Source organism: Bradyrhizobium sp. URHC0002 (assembly GCF_054059515.1).
This window is the reverse complement of sequence record NZ_JBSSCF010000001.1, coordinates 345,532-363,448: the sequence shown is the minus strand read 5'-3', so window position 1 is coordinate 363,448 and position 17,917 is coordinate 345,532. Positions and strand designations below refer to the sequence as shown.

The following is a 17,917-nucleotide window of genomic DNA, read 5'->3' as shown; positions in this document are numbered from 1 at the left end:
CTCTATCCAGCTGAGCTACGGGTGCTTACCGCTTACGCAGTGCTTACGCGAATTTCGTGTATGAGTTAACCCCAACGCGTAGCCCTCACTTCAATAGACTTTCTTCCTCGCTTTTCGCACCAGCCGGCTTGACACTTGCCTTCGGAGGGCAGCGGTCAGGCGCGCAGACGATCTCTTAGTCACGGCGTATGTACGCGCGGGGTTTATTTCAGGCGGAGAAGCGCAACGCGTTGCAAAGGCGCTGCGAAATCGATCCGCTTCCGGCACGAGATGCACAAGCGTCGACGACTATCACATGAGCTTGCCATAGGTTGAATCAGGCAACATTAACCAGCCTGATGATAGGTAACTCGGCGCTACGCGCCTCCCTTGATCGGCATCACCTTCTTAGAATCGAGCCAGTGGTCTATCCGATCAGCCCAATGCTGCATCAACTTTGTGCGCGAGCCGATCAGCGCAAGCGGTCCGTGCTTCTTGTAAAGACCTTCCACAGTAGAGTTATCGAGATGCGCGAGCTGTAGCTCGACGACGTCGCCATCCCATGCCTTGGCGTCCTTGATCTCTTCGTGGTGAGACAGGGTCGAGAAGGTGGTCCGGAATCCATGGGCACAATGATCAGTCTTGGTGTCAATGCTAAGCAGCCGCAAGCGCTTGTTGAGCGTGTTGTTCGATAGCGGTGCGTCCTTCGAACAAGAAAACGCGTATCTGCGATGGCCGGTTAGCTTTTGAACGCTCCGCAGGATTGCGAGTGCCTGCCGTGACAAAGGCACGACATGGTCCCAGCCGGTCTTCATCTTGGCGGCTGAAACAGTCCAGCGTTCGGCATCCCAGTCGACCTCGCTCCACTCCATTTCATTGACCATGCCGGGGCGGGGAATGGTCAGCGCATCGAAACGCAAGGCAAGACCAACAACGTCACCAAACCTCGCTCTCGTCCACGGTGCGCTGATGAGCTTGAAGATGCGCGTCACGTCACGTGGTTCGGTGACGCCGGGACGTGGCGTCGAAATGTTGGCAATCATCTGCCCAGTTAGATTGCGGAATGGATTGTAGCCGTCGCCTTCGACATCGGCATAGTTGCAGATTTGCTCACCGATGCTGCGCACGCGGTCGCGGGTTTCGAGTTTTCCCTTGGCTTCGTATGAACGCATGAACACAAGCACGTCCGGACGCTTGATATCTTGCCTGAGCAGCTTGCCGAAGCGATTCTTGACGTAGCCGACCCGCAGCTCAAGCACCTCGATGGTCTTGGGGTCGCGCACCGCGACGATCCTGCCGCGTTTAACTTTCTCCATCTTCTTCTTCGCGAGCCACTCGTCTGCCCATTGCTCGAAAGGCCGCGTGGCCGCCTGCCTGTGCTTCACGAGCTGCTTCTCGGTGCTCGGGTCTTTGCCGTCTTTAAGCAGGTCTTTGGCCTTGTCGCGTTCACGCCGCGCGTCAGCGAGCGAGAACGTGCCATCCTTGCCGTTGCCGTAAGGGCCGATGGAGTAGGTCTTCTGGCGGGCGTGAAAACGGTAGCCCAACCGCCAAAGTTTGGAGGCAGCGTTGCCGGGCCTGCTCTCGTCCGGCGTGACGAAGAGATAGAGTCCGCCGCCGGTCACGTCGGAAATTTTGGCGGCGCTCCACGCGCCATTGTTGAATTTGGGTCGAGCGGTGCGGCAGTCGACGTCGGTCCTGATCTGCTTGCGATTTGTGCTCGCGCCATCGCTCCTGCGGGCCATCTGCTCACGGGCCATCTGCTCAATTCCCCTCGTTCGGATTATCAGAATTCACCGTGAACGTTTGTTCTCCGAATACCAACACGATACCAACAAAAATACCAACAATTCGGACGGCTGGGATCGGATGAGAACAAACAGTGACGGACACTGATGTACGCGAAAAGGCCTATTTTTCCAACGGTTTCCGAGCACTGCGCGAACAGTTGCGAACGATCGCGAACGAGGGTGAATAGCCTAGTTGGTGCCCCTGGCCGGAATCGAACCAGCACTCCTTGCGGAACTCGATTTTGAGTCGAGCGCGTCTACCAGTTCCGCCACAGGGGCCTTCGGTCGCGGGCCGAAAGGGCCGGTGCGGCGAAGCGGGCGGAATATAGCGGGCGGCGCTTCCGGGTCAACCCGCGCGGATGTGATTGTGGCTTGTCTCGACAGTGCCGTGCCGGCGGGATAGGACGCTATGGCCTGTTTGAGCATGGACCAATGCTCCGGAGAATGCCCGTGACATCGACCGCCGCCCATTCCCCGCCCGCGCGCCTTGCCGCCGATCCGGCGGCCGTTGCGGCGCTGGCGATCGCGGCCGTGGCGGCTGCAACGCTGGCGGGCGCCTGGTTCTTCCAGCTCGTGCTGGATATCCGGCCCTGTCCGCTCTGCCTCGAACAGCGCTACGCCTATTATCTGGCCTTGCCGCTCGCCCTGGCGGTGGCATTCGCTGCCTCGCGCGGGGCGCCGCGGCAGGTGCTGCTGGCCGGGTTTGCGGTGCTTCTGCTTGCAGCGCTCGCCAATGCCTGGCTCGGCGGCTATCACGCCGGCGTCGAGTGGAAATTCTGGCAGGGCCCGACCGATTGCTCCGGGCCTGTGGTCGATCTCGGCAGCGCCGGCACGCTGCTGCAGCGCCTCGACACCGTCAAAGTGATCCGCTGCGACGAGGTGCAGTGGCGCTTCCTCGGCCTCTCGCTCGCCGGCTACAACGTGCTGATCTCGCTGTTGATGGCGGTGATGGCCGTGTGGGGCATCGTGTCGGCGAAGCGGGCGTAGCTTCGTAGGGTGGGTAAAGGCGCGTTAGCGACGTGCCCACCATCTATCACCGATGGCGCTTCCGAGATGGTGGGCACGCTTCGCTTTGCCCACCCTACGAATTCGCCATGACCGAGGCTTCTAATCGTCCACATCCTCCTGTGGCCGCCCGAACAGATGCACGATCCCCGGCGTCGTAATCGACACGAACACGAAGCGCGACAGATGATGGGCGCCGACGAAAATCGGATCGATATGCAGCGTGAGCGCCAGCGCCAGCATGGCGTCCATCGCGCCCGGCGCGAACGCCACCACGACGTCGGCGAAGCGCACGTTGGTGGCCAGCACGATCACCGTGACGAAAATGGCTGAAATGGCGATGGCCACCGCGAACGAGCCCAGCCCGGCATTGATGTGGCTGACGAGCGTCTTCTTGCTGATCCGCGCAAAGCGCGTACCGATCACGGCGCCGATGCCGACCAGCGCCACGCCGCGCATCCAGGGCGGCAGGCCGCCCTCGATCAGCCCGGTGCCGTGCAGCAGGCTGGAGGCGATCATAGCGCCGAACATCCAGCTCGCCGGAAATTTGGCCAGTCGAAGCAGCAGCGCGACGGCTATGGCCGCGGCCACCAGCACGGCGAGTTCGAGCGGGGAGGCGATCAGGCTGGCCACCTCCATCGGCGCCGTCGGCGCAATGCCGGTCAGCGCCAGCAGCAGCGGCAGGGCCGCGGTCAGGATGATCACGCGCATGGTCTGCACCACGGCGATCGCGGCGACATCGGCGCCCTTCTCGGCCGCGAGCATGGTGATCTGCGACAGTGCACCGGGGCTGCCGGCCAGCAGCGCCGAGGTCTGGTCCCAGCCGTGGAAGCGCTGCAGATAAAAACTCGAGCCGAAGGTCGAGCAGAAGGTCGCCAGCGCCAGGAGACCGATGGTCAAGGGATAGGCGCTCATGTGCTGGATCAGCTGCCGCGACACCAGCGAGCCCAGCGTGATGCCGAGCAGGACCAGCACGGTCTGGGTCAGGATCGGCGGCATGGTGACCGGCCGCCCCGCCAGTGCGGCGACGCCGACGGCGACCATCGCGCCGGAAATCAGGCCGCCCGGCAGGTTGAGCCACAGAAACAGCAGGCCGCCGGCGGCGCCGATGACGATCGTCTCGAGCGTGCCGAGAATTTTGGCGCGGTCGGCAATGGCGGAGGATATCGATGTGGGGATCTGGCTCACGCCGCCTTATGGCAAATCCGCCATCGAGGTACAAATGCGCCACGCGATTGCAGCAATGCAGCGTGGCGCCGGCGATGGTCCACCGGCGTCATCAAAAATTCGCCAGGCCCCGACACGGCGCTCGAGCAGGAGGCGGGGCGGTTAATTTGCCTTTGCGGCGGCGGCCTTCTTGCACTCGGAGCGGAATTTCTTGCGCTCCTTGCCGTGAAGTCCCTTGGCATCGGCTTCCTTCGAACATTCGAGCGAGGTGGCAGTGCGCGGTTTCTCGGCCTTCTTTTCCGCCGGCGCCTTGGTTTCGGTCTTGGTCGCCTCGGTCTTGGCCGGAGCCGCGGTCTGTGCGGACGCGGCGCCCATCAGCAGAAGGGAAGCCACGGCGGTCGCGGTGGCGAGGGAGGAGATCTTGGTCATGGGGCACCTCGGATTGAAAACACGGGCGCAACCGTCGCGCTGCGATGCTGAACCACAGGTGAATGAAATTGAACGGGCCGCCACAATATTTTGGTCGGACGAACGCCCCGCGCGTTGTCGCAAGCTGTAGTTGCGATAGAATGGGAAGTGCAGACGACTGCCCCAAGGAGACCAGGGATGACTATTCAAGCAAAAATATTGGGCGCGATTGCGATGTCGGGGTTGGCTGCGCTGGCCATGACGTCGCAGGCGAATGCTCTGACCGCGCAGGAATGCAGCGCCAAATACCAGGCTGCGAAAACCGCCGGCACGCTCGGCGGCCAGAAGTGGAACGACTTCCGGAAAGCGCAATGCGGTGCCGACGCAACGGCCGCGCCAGCGGCCGCCGCTCCCGCCGCTGCGGCTCCTGCCGCCGCGCCGAAGGAAGCCGCCAAGAAAGAATCCAAGAAGGAAGCTGCAAAGGAGGCTGCGGCGCCGGCTGCTCTGTCGGGCCCCGCGGTCTATCCGAACGCCGTCGATTCCAAATATTCCAAGGAGACGGCCGGCAAGGCGCGCATGCACACCTGCGTGGACCAGTACAATGCCAACAAGGCCAGCAACGCCAATGGCGGGCTGAAGTGGATACAGAAGGGCGGCGGCTACTACAGCGAATGCACCAAGAAGCTGAAGGGCGCGGCCTGATTGGCAAACGACGCGGGCGCGGCCGGATGCTTCGGCCGCGCCTACAATTCGCGGAGCAGTGTTTCGGCCGACTTCGCCACCAGTTGCGCGCGCTTGCGCGGGCCGCGTTCGAGAAACAGAAGGCCCTGGCCGAATACGAAGCAGTAGAACAGGAACGCTTGCGCGTCGGCTTCCTCCGCCGGCAGGCCGGTCGCGCGAAAGAGATTCCCGACATTCTTCAACCGCACCGCATCGACGTGGGCTGCCGCGCCGGCGGCAAGCTCGTCGGACCGGGCCCACTGCCGGATCGCCAATTCGACCGCCATGCCTTCGGTGTTCACGCGCTCGGAATACTGCGGAACCAGGTCCTTCAGCCGCTCGCGCGCGGTGGCGCCGTCGAGGCTGGTGTGTTTTTCGATCGCGGCGATGCGGCCCGCGCTCCAGTGCTGCAGCATGGCCTCGAGCAGGGCCGCGCGGTCGCGGAAGCGGCGGTAGAAGCCGCCCTTGGTGACGCCGAGGTTTTTGGCCAAAACCTCCACCCGCACCCCCTCGACGCCGGTCCGCGCGATTTCCTTCAGGCCAGCCTCGATCCAGCTCTCGCTGCGCACCTCGCCGGTCCGCGCGTCTGCTTTGGCGTCGCTCCTGGGATCGCTCATGGTCCGGCCTCACCGAGTGTTGATACGGTACCGTATTGCTAACCCGCTGACCCCGTGATACGCTACCGTATCAGGATAAAAAAGCGGGAGCGAACGATGGAGACGGACGCGACCTATCGCGGCACGGTCTATCCCTGGCAATGCGATCATGTCGGGCACATGAACATCATGTGGTATGTCGGTAAGTTCGACGAGGCGAACTGGAATCTGTTCGCAAGGCTGGGGCTGACCCCGTCCTATCTGCGGGAGTCCGGCCGCGGCATGGCCGCTGTGCAGCAGACCATCACCTATAAGCGCGAGCTGCTGGCCGGCGACATCGTCGAGGTCAGGAGCCGGCTGCTGGAAATCCGCGACAAGTCGATCCGCTTCCTGCACGAAATGCGCAACGCCGAAAGCGGCGAGATCGCCGCGATTTGCGAATTCGTCGGCGTCCATATGGACCGGCAGGCGCGAAAGTCGACGCCGTTCGCGCCCGCGATCCGTGACGTGGCTGAAAAGCATCTCGAACCGGCGATGGCGTGAACCGCATGTCGCGCTTCCAGCCGAAGAATCCGGATTATCGCGCGATCGCAACCGCCACGTTCGGGCAGCAGCGCGCGATGAAGACGCTCGGCATTTCGATCGCGCGGCTGGAGCCGGGCGAGGTCGATCTGGCGATGGATTATTCGGCCGACCTCACCCAGCAGCACGGCTTCATCCATGCCGGGATCATCACCGCAGGTCTCGACACTGCCTGCGGTATCGCCGCGTTCACGCTGATGCCGGCCGCAACCGGGATTCTCACCGTGGAATTCAAGACCAACCTGCTGGCGCCCGCACGCGGCGAGCGCTTCGCCTTCCGCGCCACCGTCGTCAAGCCGGGCCGGACGCTGACGGTGTGCGAAGCCCGCGCCTTTGCAGCGCATGACGGGGTCGAGACCCTGATCGCGACCATGAGCGGCACGCTGATGGCGCTGGCCGGCCGCGGGACGGCGCCGGAGGTGACGGCCTGATCCCGTGTTGCAGTGCAGCTTTGTGCTGCAGCCATGGCGATCCGGAGAAATTCCTTCTATGGTTCCGCCGTGCAACTGAGTCTTTCAACTTGATCATCTCCACCGCGCAAGGCGTGCTGGGACTGGCGTCGGGGATGCTGGTCGGGTTCTCGCTCGGCCTGGTCGGCGGCGGCGGCTCGATCCTGGCGGTGCCGCTGATGGTCTATGTGGTCGGCGTGGCGGAGCCCCATGTCGCGATCGGCACCAGCGCGATCGCGGTGGCTGCCAACGCCGCGATCAACCTGTCCAACCATGCGCGCGGTGGCACCGTGATCTGGTCCTGTGCGCTGATCTTCGCCGCCGCCGGCATGGCCGGCGCCTTCGGCGGCTCGATCCTCGGCAAGATGGTCGACGGCCAAAAACTGCTGGCGCTGTTTGCGCTGGTCATGATCGTGATCGCGCTCCTGATGCTGAAGACGCGTTCGCGGATCGGCCTGCCTGACGTCAAGGTCTCGATGTCGAATATCCCGGCCATCGCCGGCCTCGGCCTCGCGACCGGGACGTTGTCGGGATTCTTCGGCATCGGCGGCGGCTTCCTGATCGTGCCGGCCCTGATGCTGGCGACCGGCATGCCGATCATGAACGCGGTCTCCTCCTCGCTGGTCGCGGTCACCGCGTTCGGCATGACCACGGCCGCCAGCTATGCCTGGTCCGGGCTGGTGTCGTGGGCATTGGCGGGGCTGTTCGTGGCGGGCGGCATCGCCGGCGGATTGGCTGGCACGCGTTCCGCGCGCCACCTCGCCGAGCGTCGCGGTGCGCTCAATATCGTGTTCGCCGTGGTCATTATTGCGGTGGCGCTCTATATGCTGGCGCGTAACATATCCCTGCCTCAGCCGTAGACAGGAAATGCAGCCCTTCGCGAGACCCAGATGAAGCGATCGAACAATCCGGCCGGGAACAACCCGGGATGCACACGGCGCAAGGCGCTCGGCCTGCTTGGCGGCAGTGCGGCGCTGCTCGGCGCTGGCGCGGCACAGCGATCGGCGTTCGCGCAAGGCAGCGATGACGTGCTGACCGAGGCGCTGGTGCTGCGCGACCCCGATGTGCCCTCCACCGGCAATCCCGATGGCGACATCAACATCGTCGAATGGTTCGACTACAATTGCCCGTATTGCCGCAAGATCGCGCCCGAGATCCAGCAGGTGGTGCAGGACGACGGCAAGGTCCGCCTGGTCTTGAAGGACTGGCCGATCCTCGGCGAGGTCTCGAAGTTCGGGGCGCGGATGGCGCTGGCAGCGAAGTATCAGGACAAGTACATGGCCGCGCATGAGGCGATGATCGGCGTCAGCTCCAAACTGACCGAACCGCGCATCCGCGAATTGCTGGCGGGCGCCGGCATCGACATGGACCGGCTCAACCGCGACGCCACCACCAACGCCAAGGCGATCGACGCCATCCTCGCCCGCAACCACGAACAGGCCGTGGCCTTCGGATTCAAGGGAACGCCGTCCTTCATCGTCGGCAAGTTCCGCGTGCCGGGAATCCTGACCATGGCGGAATTCGAGATGGTGATCGCCGACGCGCGCAAGGCGAAGAAGACCAACTAGTTCGGCGAAAGACGCCGCGTCACTCCGGGAGTCCTACCTTGCGGAGGCCTTCGGCGAGCAGCTTGGCAGGCCACTGACGCGTGCGGTCGGCCCAAACGGACATCCGAAAATCCGGTTCCTGTTCAAGCAGCCGAACGGCTGCCTGCTTCGCTTCCGTATCCCGGCCCAGATGCGCGAGCGCTGCCACGTGGCAGCGATGGGCCAGCATGAAATTCTGCTTCTTGTGGAGCGATTTCTCGGCCGCAGCTACTGCATCATCAAAACGGCGGAGATTGATGAATGCAAACGCCATGAATGCCTGCAGGCTGTAAAGCATTGGATCCAGTGGGTTCAGGCGCATCGCCCGTTCAAGACTTTGTATTGCGTCTTCCGTGCGTCCGACAAAAACGCAAGTGATGCCGCGATAGCTCCACGCGATGGATGAACTGGGATTGAGCGAGACCGCCTGGTCGACCATCTCCATCGCAGCGCCAAAATCGCCGGTGATGTAAGCCTTAGCCCACCCCACGGACGACATCGTCTCCGGGTCGTTTTCGTCGATGTTGAGCACCAATTGGGAAAGCCGCATCACCTCGCCGACCTCGGCTTGCGGATCAGCGGACCATCCGTGGATGAGATTCAGGATATGACAGAAGACCGCCAGTGACGCCGCGGCGCTGTACCGCGGGTCAATCTCCAAAGCCCGCGCGAACAGCCGAAGGGCTTCCGCCGTTCCCTCGGGGGTCATCGAATAATAATGCGGCGTTGCCCGCAAATAGAGGTCGTATGCACTGAGATTGTTTGGCCGGCGCACCGCATGTTCGATTTCGGCTTCCAGCAGTTTCGGCCGAATGGCGGAGACGACATTTTCGGTTATCTCGTCCTGGAGCGCAAAGACGTCGCCGAGATCTCCTTCAAACCGATCTGCCCAAACATGCGCACCAGTGCTCGCGTCGATCAACTGGCCGGCAATGCGAATCCTTCCGCCGACCTTGCGGACACTGCCTTCCAGGACGTAGCGGACACCGAGTTCGCGTCCGACTTGTTTGATGTCGACCGCCCGGCCCTTGTAGGTAAAACTCGAATTGCGGGCGATGACGAACAGAAACTTGAACCGGGAGAGGGCCGTGATGATGTCGTCGACGATGCCATCAGCGAAATAGTCCTGCTCGGGATCGCCGCTCATGTTCTGGAACGGCAATACCGCAATCGAGGGCCTGTCGGGGAGGGGGAGGGCCGGTTGCTGCGGCTCGGCGCGGGCGCCAGGGGCTGTCGTGGATTCCGGCCTGTCAAGTTCCTGTACCAGTCCGATGAACCGGAAGCCCTTACGCGGCAACGTCTTGATGAGACGCTGTTCCTGGCCGGAATCGCCGATCACCCCTCGGGCGACATTCAGGCGGGTTGTGAGGGCCGCATCAGACACGACACGCCCATCCCAAACGGCATTGATGAGGTCGTCCTTGCTGACGACGCGCTCCCTGTTGCGGATCAGATAATCGAGCAGGTCGAAAACCTGTGGCGCAACGGTAACGGCTTGCGCGCCGCGGTGCAGCTCGCGTCGGCCTGTGTCGAACGAATAATCCTCGAACACATAACGCAAGTTGCCATTCCCTTGGGCGGTCTTGGATCACTGGGGGCTCTAGCACTGCGAAGGCAAAGATAAGCCGCCGGTGAGGAAAATGTAAGCCGGATGTCAAGCGCGCCGGCCCACGTCCGGGCATCCTTGCCGGGGTGGAGAAAACATCTCGGAAGATATCGCCATGAACACGGCCCGCAGTGCAGTTGGAATGGGACAGGCGCCAGCTTCCACACGAGGCTTCTCCAGTTCGATCAGGTGCTATTGGGATGCGTTTCAGGAACGGCGCAAATTCAAGAAATTACAATCCGATCTGAACGGCCTGTCTGATCGGGAGCTTGGGGATATCGGCATTGCACGCGGCGAGATTGACTACGTCGCCGCGAATCGCTCGATCGATCCGCGTGGCTTCCGACTTTAATGAATGATACGCAAAGAAGAGGGCGCCCGCGCGAGGACGCCCTCTGGATTATCGCTCGCAAATTACTTGGACGAAATCCTGACCCAGTCCTCATGGGCGCGCGTCTTCAGCTTGGCCCAGTCGGCGGCCGCCACGTCCCAGTTGACGATGGTGCGATTGGCCTGGGCGACCTGGCCGTTCGCGACGCTCGACGTCTGCATGGAATCGTAGACATAGACGCCGCCAACCAGCAGCAGCGCACCCAAAATCATTCCGACAAACGTCTGCATGGAATATCCCTCCGTCACGGACCATAACGCAGATGTCGCGGTATGGTTCCGTCGCCACCGAACGCGCCTTTGCGGGCGTTAATGGGGCGCTGCGGTGGAGGGAAGTTGTCGTAGAGCATGATCCGGAAAAGTGGCCACCGGGTTTCCCTCGCGACAAACCCGGAACGCGTTTTGTGCGGAGATCACGCGCTAGTCAGGCTGTCGCCGGACAGCCATTTCAGGATCTCCGCGTTCATCTCGCGCGGATAGGTATGGCTGAGATCGTCGAGTTCGCGATAGGTGACCTTGGCGCCAGCGGCCGCCAGCGCCTGGCCGGTCTGCCGCGCCACCTGCACCGGAAACATCCAGTCGAGCCGGCCGTGCACGATATGAACGGGCAGGCCGCGCAACCTGTCGGCATCGGCCATTTCCGCCATCAGCGGATGAAAGGTCGCCGACACCGGCGCGAGATGGGTGAAAGGCGAGGCGGCATCGAAGCCCGTCACGTAGCAGAACGTGCCGCCGTCGCTCATTCCGGTCAGCAGCATCCTGCCCGGATCGACATTCCAGCGCGCCTGCACGGATTCCAGGATGCGCATCAGGTTCGGCGTATCGGTATCGTCGCCCATCAGCGCCCAGGTGTTGCCGGTAGCGGTTGGTGCGACCAGGATCGCGCCGCGGCTGCGGGCGTCGCGCAGCCAGCTCCAGAGGAAGCCGCGGCCATTGCCGCTGCCGCCGTGCAGCGCCATCACCAGCGGCCATGCGCGGTCGGGCGCGTAGTATTCCGGCACATAGAGCGAGAAGCCGCCGCGGCTGCCGGGCTCGTTCTGATTGTGGAAGACGCCGGTGTTTTCGTTGGCCGGCGACGCCAGCCGCGCCGCGAGATCGGCGTCTCCGTGCAGCGCGGGGTCGACAAAGAACTGGTTCACCGGCGGCAATCTTGCCGACAGCGTATAGAGTGCTTCCTGCGCGCGCGGGGCGTGTCGCAGCGCACGAAACAGGCTGACGAAATCGCCATGACCTTTTTGCACGATGCGCAAGGCTTCGAACGCAGCGAGCGCCGCATCGCTTGCCGTTTCGAGCGGCGTCCTGATGTGAGCGAAATCCGCGGGCCATTGCGCGAGCCGTGGCCGAATGGCGCGCAAGGCCGCGTCCGGCTTGCCTGCCGCTGCCATCACACGGTCGAAATCCGGCGGGTTCAGGTAGCGCGCGATGAAGCCCAGCGCTTCAAGCGACTGCAGCAGCGGCGGCAGTACGGCCACGATGTCGTCCACCACGGCCTCGCTCATCGGGCGTGCTCTGTTTTCAATGGAGGCCTGCTCAATGCAGTCTAAATTCAATGAAGCCTTGGCGCCTTCAACAGCCTGGCGCGATCGGTCGAGCTCAGTACCACGTCGAAGGTGACGCCCTCATGGTAGACCGTGAGCGGCACGTCGACCCCGGCGGCGCCGAGCGACCAGAGTTTTCGGTAGAAGCCGGTCTGGCTGGTGATCTTGTCGCCGTTGACCGCGAGGATGACGTCGCCGGTCTTGAGTTCGGCACGCGCTGCCGGACCCCTGCTGGCGATGCCGACCACCACGACGCGGTTGTCGATTTCAGTGGTGTACATGCCGAGCCACGGTCGCGCCGGCCTGTTGACGCGGCCGAATTTCCTGATGTCGTCGAGCACGGGCTTCAGCAGATCGATCGGCACGATCATGTTGACGTGCTCGCCTTTGCCCTCGCGCTCGCGTTCGAGCTGCAGCGAGCCGATGCCGATCAGTTCGCCGCGGCCCGAGATCAGCCCGGTGCCGCCCCAATTGGGATGCGCGGGATGGGTGAAGATCGCTTCATCCAGCAGATATTCCCAATAGCCGGCGAACTCCTGCTTGGCCGCGACCTGGCTTGCGACCGAGCGGGTACGCCCGCCGGCGCCGCCGACCACCACGCGATCGCCGACCTGCGCGGCAGCGGAAGAGCCGAGCGGCAGCGGCGCGAGATCGAGATCGCCGAGCGCCTGCACCAGGCCGAAGCCGGATTCGAAATCGAAGCCGAGCGCGTGGCCTTCCACCACGCGGCCGTCGCCGCGATGCAGCCACACCGCTTCGGCCTCGGTGATGAGATAGCCGATCGTCAGCACCAGCCCGTCATCGATCACGACGCCATTGCCGGCGCGCTCGGTGCCGAGCGTCTCCGCGCTGAAGGCGTCGGGAGGGATGATCGAATGCAGCCCGACCACCGACGACAGGGCCTTGTCGAGGTCGAAAGCGTAATCGCCCGCGCGCGGCTGGTTTGCGGGCGGCACTCTCCACTCTGTCAAAGAGGGCATCGATGGTCTCCTGGCGAACCGGCGCGCTTCAAGGCGAGGAGCGCGCGGGGAATTCATGACAATCTATGCTGCAAACGGCCGTCTTGAAAGTGTCCCCCAAAATGGGCCGCCACGCGACTCATAAGAGGGCAGAATCACAAATGTTCCGCGGCAAATGAGGATCATTCCGCGTTTGCCCGCGCCCGGGCCGGCATGATCCGGAACGCGCGGTTCTCCTTCAGCCATCCGGCGCGTTCGTCGCGCAGCAGGGTCCGGCGGACCTTGCCGGAATCGTCGCGCAGGCCTGCGCTCACCGTCTCGAAACTTTCCGGATGCTTGTAGCGGCTGAGCCGGTCGGCCAGGAATGCGGCCATGCCGTCGGCAACAGCCTGCGCATCCGAAGCTCCGTCGAGTTCGAGGATCGCGTGCACGCGCTGTCCGAACTCCGGATCGGGGACGCCTACGACGACGCAGGAGCGCACCTCGGGATGTTCCGTCACCGCAGCCTCGACTTCCGCCGGATAGATGTTGGCGCCGCCGCGCAAAATCATGTCGGCGAGGCGGTCGCCGAGATAGAGATAGCCTTCCGCATCCAGCCTTCCGATGTCGCCGAGCGATTCCCAGCCGTCCGCGCGGCGCTTCGGTTCGGCGCCGAGGTAATGATAGGTCGAGCCGGCGCCGTCATTGGGCAGGAAATAAATTTCGCCTGTTTCGCCGGTGGCGACCTCGTTGCCGTCTTCGCCGATGATGCGCAGGCGCGCGGTCTCGCCGATCTTGCCGACCGAGCCGCGGTGTTCGAGCCATTCAACGCCCGATATGATCGTGGCGCCCTGTGCTTCGGTGCCGCCATAGAGTTCGTAGATGCGCTCGGGCCCCAGCCACTCGATCCATTTTTCCTTCAGCCATGGCGGCATCGGTGCTGCCATGTGAAACACGATTCCCAGGCTCGACAGGTTGTAGCGGTTGCGCACCTCGTCGGGCAGCGCCCAGATCCGGTGCATCATGGTGGGCACGAAATTGACCCACTGTACCCGGCTGGCCTCGATCAGGCGCAAGCATTCCTCGGCGTCGAATTTGACGAGGCCGGTGACGCGTCCGCCGTTGAATAGCGCGCTATGGGACACGATGAACGGTGCGTTGTGATAGAGCGGCCCGGGATTGAGCAGCGAGGCGTTCTGCGGAATGCCGAGCCCGGATGGGGCTGTCGTATCCACCACCGCCGGCCGGTGATCGAGGATCACCTTCGGCCGCCCGGTCGAGCCGCCGCTGGTCATCGCCTTCCAGTAGCGCGCCACCGGGTTCGTCACCGGTTCGTCCGACACGCCTTCGGGCACGAAATCGGCAGGCAGCGAATTGGGGGCGTTCCAATCGGGCTGGCCGCCGACCACCAGCGATGGCTTGAGGATGTCGAGCACGGCAGCCGCCTCGCCGCGCGGTAGCCGCCAGGTCAGCGACGTCGGCGTCGCGCCGCACTTCCACACCGCAAAGGTGGTCTCGAAAAACACATTGCTGTTGGGCAGCCCGATGGCGACGAAATCACCAGGCTTGACGCCCTTGGCGGCGAAGGCGCGCGCGCGGGCGTTGGCATTGCGCTCGAGCTGTTCCCAGGTGATGGCGTCGGCGCCGTGACTGACCGCGATCGTGTCCTTTGATTTCCGTTCGGCATACCAGCGCGGCACATCGGCGATGGGAATGAGCATGGGGCGTTTCCGTTGGGGGCGTTGATGCCGCTCTTGTGTTTGGTGCGAGGCGGGATGCCGCCTCGTCAGGCACTTCACCAACGGAAACTGCGGTGAGTCAAGATGTGCGTGATTGCGGCGGCTGCCTTCGTACCGGCGCATGGCGGGTCGACCGAGAGCTGCTAGGCGCGCTTCGGCGAAGCCGAAATATTTCACTTCCGAACTGGCGGATTCGCTTTGCTCACCCTACGACTGCTGCGGAACATCGCGCATTCCGTCACCGCCAATCATCCCGAATGCCAAGGCTGTCTGGTCGTGCGCTTGATTGTCGAGCGTTTATTCGCGTTGACCCCGGCAGTGGCGGCGGTTTGGCGCTCATCAATTTCAGGAACAAGAATATGAACAGAGCCGCCGCGAGCGGATAGGCCAGGATCAGAGCAATCGTTGCCAGCATGATTTCACCGCGACTGCCGAAGAAAAACGGTGCGAGTTCAAGCGGCATGATCACGCCGAAACCCGTGGCGATACCACCGATGGCCGCTACCGTATCGCGCTGGAGTTGCGATCGGGTGCCTTTCCAGCTAACGGCCAGCACGAAGCAGACGAAAGCCGTAGCGACGAATGCTGCCTCCGTCAGATGCATCAGGCGGATCGGCCAGCCGGGGGTGAGCTGAGGGAGCCGATATAAGCGAACAGAAACATCATTCCGCGCCCCACTAGCATCGCACGACCTTGGCGTGCATACTTGCCGGCTGCGTTTAAGAAGTCATTAACAGTGGAATGGGAACGGTCGACGTGGATCGTGCTGACCGAGCCGCGCCTTACGGATCGAGTTCCGTGTCCCAATAAAGATAATCCAGCCAGCTATCGTGTAGATAGTTCGGCGGAAACAGTCGCCCGTTGCGGTGAAGCTGATGCACCGTCGGCGCGAACGGGTGTTGGCGCGGAAACATCCGCGCCTGCTGCGGCGTCAGGTTGCCCTTGCGGAGATTGCAGGGCGAACAGGCGGCGACGACGTTTTCCCAGGTGGTCTGGCCGCCCTTGCTGCGCGGGATGATGTGATCGAAGGTGAGGTCGTCATGCGCGTGGCAGTACTGGCAAACGAAGCGATCGCGCAGGAAGACGTTGAACCGGGTGAAGGCGGGATGCGTGGTCGGCTTGACGAACGACTTCAGCGACACCACGCTCGGAAGCTGGATCTCGAAGCTCGGGCTGTGCACCGCGCGGTCGTAGTGCTCGACAATGTTGACGCGATCGAGAAACACCGCCTTGATCGCGTCCTGCCACGACCAGAGAGACAGCGGGTAGTAACTCAGCGGCCGGAAATCCGCGTTCAGCACCAATACCGGCCAACCGCCTTGCGAGACATGTGCGTTCAAGTAACGCTCCTGACCCCCATTTTAGCTGCGAAGCAGCATGTGCCCTGCATACTACAGGCAGCGTGACGGGATTGTGAAGAGCGTTCCGGGCCTTATCCGCCGCTGCCATCGTGTTCCGCCTCGATTGCGTCAAGGCCGTGAAGACCGCTAAACGGGAGTGGACGGGCATTGCTCAGCCGCTGGCGGACCCCAGGAATGGCCACTCCTTCACGTTATCTTGAGGCTCCGCGCAGGTTACGGGCGTTCGTTCGAGCCCATGAAACGAGCCTGGTGGTCCTGGCGGCGGTGATCGGAACCATTGGCGGGCTGGTGGTGCTGGCGATGAGTGTGGCGGTGGCGGCCCTGCACGCGCTGCTGTTCAACATCAGCATCACGGAGCGGCTTTCCAGCCAGCCAAGTATCGAGACGCTGCGGGCCGTGCTGGTGCCAAGCCTCGGCGGCTTGCTGCTGGGGGTGGCCCTACTGCTGTCGCTGCGCTGGCGGCCCGCGCGCGAGATCGATCCGATCGAGGCCAATGCCCTGCATGGCGGGCGTATGTCGTTTCGCGGCAGCGTCATCGTGGCACTGCAGACCACCTGGTCCAGCGGCGTTGGGGCGTCAGTCGGCCTTGAAGCGGGATATACCCAGCTTGCGAGCGGCCTTGCCGCTTCGCTCGGCCGTGGATTTCACCTACGCCGCGCCGACCAGCGCATCATGGTCGGCTGCGGAGCGGCAGCCGCGATCTCAGGCGCGTTCGGCGCCCCGCTCGCCGGCGCCTTCTATGCTTTCGAACTCGTGATCGGAGGCTATACGCCAGCGAGTCTTGCGCCGGTCGGCGTCGCCGCGGTAGCGGGTTATTTTGTCACCCATGGATTTGAGGCGCTGTCGCTCGGCGTCAGCGTCGGCCCGGTCGGCGACGTGGTCGGGCGCGATCTTGCCATTGCCGCGCTGCTCGGGGGTCTGGCGGCGTTGTTTGGCATTCTCATCATGCGCGGCGTGGCCTTGTGCGAGATGGGGCTTGCGCAGACCCGCCTCTGGCCGCCGCTGCGGCCGGCACTCGGTGGCCTCGGGGTCGGTCTGCTCGCGCTGCTGACGCCGCAGGTGATGTCGTCGGGGCATGGGGCGCTGCATTTTTCTGGCCTCGTCTCGTTGCCGTTGCAGATCATCGCCGGCGTCTTCGTTCTGAAGGCGCTGGCCTCGATTATTTCGCTCGGCTCCGGCTTCCGCGGCGGGTTGTTCTTCGCCACGCTGTTCATGGGCGCGCTCGGCGGCCGCCTGTTCGCCGACGGTGTCGATATGCTCTGGCCGGGCCTCGGCCTCGATCCGAATGTCTACGCGGTGATCGGCATGAGTGCGCTGTCGGCGTCGGTGATCGGTGGTCCCTTGACGATGTCGTTCATCGCGCTGGAATCGACCGGGAATCTTTGGCTGACTACGGCGGTGCTGGTTGCGGTCATCATCTCGACCATGATCACGCGGGAACTGTTCGGCTACTCCTTTGCCACCTGGCGATTTCATCTGCGCGGCGAGACCATCCGCAGCGCCGCCGATGTCGGCTGGATCCGGGATCTCACAGTCGGCCGCCTGATGCGGCAGGACATGACGACCGTGCGTATTGACATGTCGATCGGCGAATTCCGGCAAAGATTTCCGCTCGGGTCGAAGACGCAGGTGGTCGCGGTCGACGGCGACGGGCGTTATGTCGGGCTTGCGTTGACTGCCGAAGCGCACGCGCCCGAGATCGAGCCGGCCAAGGGCCTTGCCGGCCTTCTGCATCATCGCGACGTGGTGCTGCATCCCGCCATGAACATCCGCGAAGCCATCGCCGCGTTCGACGCGGCCGAAGCCGAATCGCTGGCGGTGGTCGAAGCCGGCGACGAACGCCGTCCGATCGGCATTCTCTCCGAAGCGCACGCCATGCGCCGCTATGCCGAAGAATCCGAGCAACATAGGCGGGAGGCCATCGGCGAGATTTGAGTGCTGGCGTTTACGATTTGGCGGCGCCGGCCTCGATCGGGCCGCCACGGTTTCTGGATGGCAAAGTTAAGGTGCCCGCCGGTCAATCCATCGTGATCGCGCGGGTTCTTCGTGCCCCGGCGCGCTAGCCG

Annotated in this window: 19 protein-coding genes, 1 tRNA gene and 1 pseudogene; 8 read left to right on the top strand and 13 right to left on the bottom strand. The window is 63.5% G+C overall.

Going from position 1 to position 17,917, the window contains the following annotated elements; all coding sequences use genetic code 11:
• Positions 1–356: 356 nt before the first annotated feature.
• Positions 357–1,736, bottom strand: a complete 1,380-nt coding sequence (locus tag ACVWVY_RS01705; protein WP_456624765.1) for a tyrosine-type recombinase/integrase — start codon at positions 1,734–1,736, stop codon at positions 357–359.
• A gap of 224 nt (positions 1,737–1,960) precedes the next feature.
• A tRNA-Leu gene (locus tag ACVWVY_RS01700) sits at positions 1,961–2,045 on the bottom strand.
• 171 nt (positions 2,046–2,216) lie between these two features.
• Here ACVWVY_RS01700 and ACVWVY_RS01695 point away from each other — a divergent pair.
• Positions 2,217–2,753 carry a disulfide bond formation protein B gene (locus tag ACVWVY_RS01695; RefSeq protein WP_456624764.1) on the top strand — a complete coding sequence of 179 codons (537 nt, stop codon included), beginning with the start codon at positions 2,217–2,219 and terminating at the stop codon, positions 2,751–2,753.
• A gap of 120 nt (positions 2,754–2,873) precedes the next feature.
• Here the strand turns inward: ACVWVY_RS01695 and ACVWVY_RS01690 are convergent, their stop codons facing one another.
• The gene (locus ACVWVY_RS01690; protein WP_456624763.1) at positions 2,874–3,959 is read right to left on the bottom strand and encodes an AbrB family transcriptional regulator; all 1,086 of its coding nucleotides are present in this window, start codon (positions 3,957–3,959) and stop codon (positions 2,874–2,876) included.
• Positions 3,960–4,100: 141 nt separating this feature from the next.
• A complete protein-coding gene (locus ACVWVY_RS01685) occupies positions 4,101–4,367 on the bottom strand; it encodes a PsiF family protein (protein WP_456624762.1) in 267 nt (88 codons plus the stop codon).
• Positions 4,368–4,544: 177 nt separating this feature from the next.
• Between ACVWVY_RS01685 and ACVWVY_RS01680 the strand changes: the two genes are divergently transcribed.
• Positions 4,545–5,048, top strand: a complete 504-nt coding sequence (locus ACVWVY_RS01680) for a hypothetical protein (RefSeq protein ID WP_456624761.1) — start codon at positions 4,545–4,547, stop codon at positions 5,046–5,048.
• 41 nt (positions 5,049–5,089) lie between these two features.
• Here the strand turns inward: ACVWVY_RS01680 and ACVWVY_RS01675 are convergent, their stop codons facing one another.
• Positions 5,090–5,683 carry a TetR/AcrR family transcriptional regulator gene (locus ACVWVY_RS01675; RefSeq protein ID WP_456624760.1) on the bottom strand — a complete coding sequence of 198 codons (594 nt, stop codon included), beginning with the start codon at positions 5,681–5,683 and terminating at the stop codon, positions 5,090–5,092.
• Between the two features lie 96 nt (positions 5,684–5,779).
• Here ACVWVY_RS01675 and ACVWVY_RS01670 point away from each other — a divergent pair, with 96 nt between their 5' ends.
• From ACVWVY_RS01670 to ACVWVY_RS01655, 4 genes are all read left to right on the top strand, one after another.
• On the top strand, positions 5,780–6,205 hold the full coding sequence (locus ACVWVY_RS01670; RefSeq protein WP_456624759.1) for an acyl-CoA thioesterase: 426 nt from the start codon (positions 5,780–5,782) through the stop codon (positions 6,203–6,205).
• A gap of 5 nt (positions 6,206–6,210) precedes the next feature.
• Positions 6,211–6,675: a PaaI family thioesterase gene (locus ACVWVY_RS01665; protein ID WP_456624758.1), complete on the top strand. Its 465-nt coding sequence runs from the start codon at positions 6,211–6,213 to the stop codon at positions 6,673–6,675.
• A gap of 92 nt (positions 6,676–6,767) precedes the next feature.
• Positions 6,768–7,553 carry a sulfite exporter TauE/SafE family protein gene (locus ACVWVY_RS01660; RefSeq protein ID WP_456632069.1) on the top strand — a complete coding sequence of 262 codons (786 nt, stop codon included), beginning with the start codon at positions 6,768–6,770 and terminating at the stop codon, positions 7,551–7,553.
• Positions 7,554–7,583: 30 nt separating this feature from the next.
• Positions 7,584–8,261: a DsbA family protein gene (locus ACVWVY_RS01655; protein ID WP_456624757.1), complete on the top strand. Its 678-nt coding sequence runs from the start codon at positions 7,584–7,586 to the stop codon at positions 8,259–8,261.
• 19 nt (positions 8,262–8,280) lie between these two features.
• Here ACVWVY_RS01655 and ACVWVY_RS01650 read toward each other — a convergent pair whose 3' ends face one another.
• Positions 8,281–9,426, bottom strand: a complete 1,146-nt coding sequence (locus ACVWVY_RS01650; protein ID WP_456632477.1) for a tetratricopeptide repeat protein — start codon at positions 9,424–9,426, stop codon at positions 8,281–8,283.
• Positions 9,427–9,612: 186 nt separating this feature from the next.
• Positions 9,613–9,831, bottom strand: a pseudogene (locus ACVWVY_RS01645) (winged helix-turn-helix domain-containing protein); the annotation flags it as partial.
• 169 nt (positions 9,832–10,000) lie between these two features.
• On the opposite strand from ACVWVY_RS01645, the gene ACVWVY_RS01640 reads away from it, so the two are divergent.
• Positions 10,001–10,237 (top strand): DUF1127 domain-containing protein, encoded by a 237-nt coding sequence (locus tag ACVWVY_RS01640; RefSeq protein WP_456624756.1) that lies wholly within the window; start codon positions 10,001–10,003, stop codon positions 10,235–10,237.
• 62 nt (positions 10,238–10,299) lie between these two features.
• Here ACVWVY_RS01640 and ACVWVY_RS01635 read toward each other — a convergent pair whose 3' ends face one another.
• The 6 genes from ACVWVY_RS01635 to ACVWVY_RS01610 all read right to left on the bottom strand — a co-directional run bounded on the left by ACVWVY_RS01635 (position 10,300) and on the right by ACVWVY_RS01610 (position 15,830).
• Positions 10,300–10,506: a hypothetical protein gene (locus ACVWVY_RS01635; protein ID WP_456624755.1), complete on the bottom strand. Its 207-nt coding sequence runs from the start codon at positions 10,504–10,506 to the stop codon at positions 10,300–10,302.
• Between the two features lie 182 nt (positions 10,507–10,688).
• A complete protein-coding gene (locus ACVWVY_RS01630; protein ID WP_456624754.1) occupies positions 10,689–11,774 on the bottom strand; it encodes a carboxylesterase family protein in 1,086 nt (361 codons plus the stop codon).
• A gap of 47 nt (positions 11,775–11,821) precedes the next feature.
• A complete protein-coding gene (locus ACVWVY_RS01625; RefSeq protein ID WP_456624753.1) occupies positions 11,822–12,793 on the bottom strand; it encodes a S1C family serine protease in 972 nt (323 codons plus the stop codon).
• Positions 12,794–12,954: 161 nt separating this feature from the next.
• Complete coding sequence (locus tag ACVWVY_RS01620) at positions 12,955–14,472, bottom strand: AMP-binding protein (RefSeq protein ID WP_456624752.1); 1,518 nt, start codon at positions 14,470–14,472, stop codon at positions 12,955–12,957.
• 256 nt (positions 14,473–14,728) lie between these two features.
• A complete protein-coding gene (locus ACVWVY_RS01615) occupies positions 14,729–15,094 on the bottom strand; it encodes a hypothetical protein (protein WP_456632476.1) in 366 nt (121 codons plus the stop codon).
• Positions 15,095–15,272: 178 nt separating this feature from the next.
• Positions 15,273–15,830 carry an HNH endonuclease gene (locus ACVWVY_RS01610; RefSeq protein ID WP_214493640.1) on the bottom strand — a complete coding sequence of 186 codons (558 nt, stop codon included), beginning with the start codon at positions 15,828–15,830 and terminating at the stop codon, positions 15,273–15,275.
• 195 nt (positions 15,831–16,025) lie between these two features.
• Between ACVWVY_RS01610 and ACVWVY_RS01605 the strand changes: the two genes are divergently transcribed.
• A complete protein-coding gene (locus ACVWVY_RS01605) occupies positions 16,026–17,786 on the top strand; it encodes a chloride channel protein (RefSeq protein WP_456624751.1) in 1,761 nt (586 codons plus the stop codon).
• The last annotated feature ends 131 nt before the right edge of the window (positions 17,787–17,917 follow it).

Excerpts from the sequence above, each read along its gene's own strand:
- ACVWVY_RS01705 (WP_456624765.1), bottom strand. The coding sequence starts at position 1,736 with ATGGCCCGTGAGCAGATGGCCCGCAGGAGCGATGGCGCGAGCACAAAT.
- ACVWVY_RS01685 (WP_456624762.1), bottom strand. The coding sequence starts at position 4,367 with ATGACCAAGATCTCCTCCCTCGCCACCGCGACCGCCGTGGCTTCCCTT.
- ACVWVY_RS01680 (WP_456624761.1), top strand. The coding sequence starts at position 4,545 with ATGACTATTCAAGCAAAAATATTGGGCGCGATTGCGATGTCGGGGTTG.
- ACVWVY_RS01675 (WP_456624760.1), bottom strand. The coding sequence starts at position 5,683 with ATGAGCGATCCCAGGAGCGACGCCAAAGCAGACGCGCGGACCGGCGAG.
- ACVWVY_RS01670 (WP_456624759.1), top strand. The coding sequence starts at position 5,780 with ATGGAGACGGACGCGACCTATCGCGGCACGGTCTATCCCTGGCAATGC.
- ACVWVY_RS01665 (WP_456624758.1), top strand. The coding sequence starts at position 6,211 with ATGTCGCGCTTCCAGCCGAAGAATCCGGATTATCGCGCGATCGCAACC.
- ACVWVY_RS01655 (WP_456624757.1), top strand. The coding sequence starts at position 7,584 with ATGAAGCGATCGAACAATCCGGCCGGGAACAACCCGGGATGCACACGG.
- ACVWVY_RS01650 (WP_456632477.1), bottom strand. The coding sequence starts at position 9,426 with ATGAGCGGCGATCCCGAGCAGGACTATTTCGCTGATGGCATCGTCGAC.
- ACVWVY_RS01640 (WP_456624756.1), top strand. The coding sequence starts at position 10,001 with ATGAACACGGCCCGCAGTGCAGTTGGAATGGGACAGGCGCCAGCTTCC.
- ACVWVY_RS01635 (WP_456624755.1), bottom strand. The coding sequence starts at position 10,506 with ATGCAGACGTTTGTCGGAATGATTTTGGGTGCGCTGCTGCTGGTTGGC.
- ACVWVY_RS01630 (WP_456624754.1), bottom strand. The coding sequence starts at position 11,774 with ATGAGCGAGGCCGTGGTGGACGACATCGTGGCCGTACTGCCGCCGCTG.
- ACVWVY_RS01625 (WP_456624753.1), bottom strand. The coding sequence starts at position 12,793 with ATGCCCTCTTTGACAGAGTGGAGAGTGCCGCCCGCAAACCAGCCGCGC.
- ACVWVY_RS01620 (WP_456624752.1), bottom strand. The coding sequence starts at position 14,472 with ATGCTCATTCCCATCGCCGATGTGCCGCGCTGGTATGCCGAACGGAAA.
- ACVWVY_RS01615 (WP_456632476.1), bottom strand. The coding sequence starts at position 15,094 with ATGCATCTGACGGAGGCAGCATTCGTCGCTACGGCTTTCGTCTGCTTC.
- ACVWVY_RS01605 (WP_456624751.1), top strand. The coding sequence starts at position 16,026 with ATGGCCACTCCTTCACGTTATCTTGAGGCTCCGCGCAGGTTACGGGCG.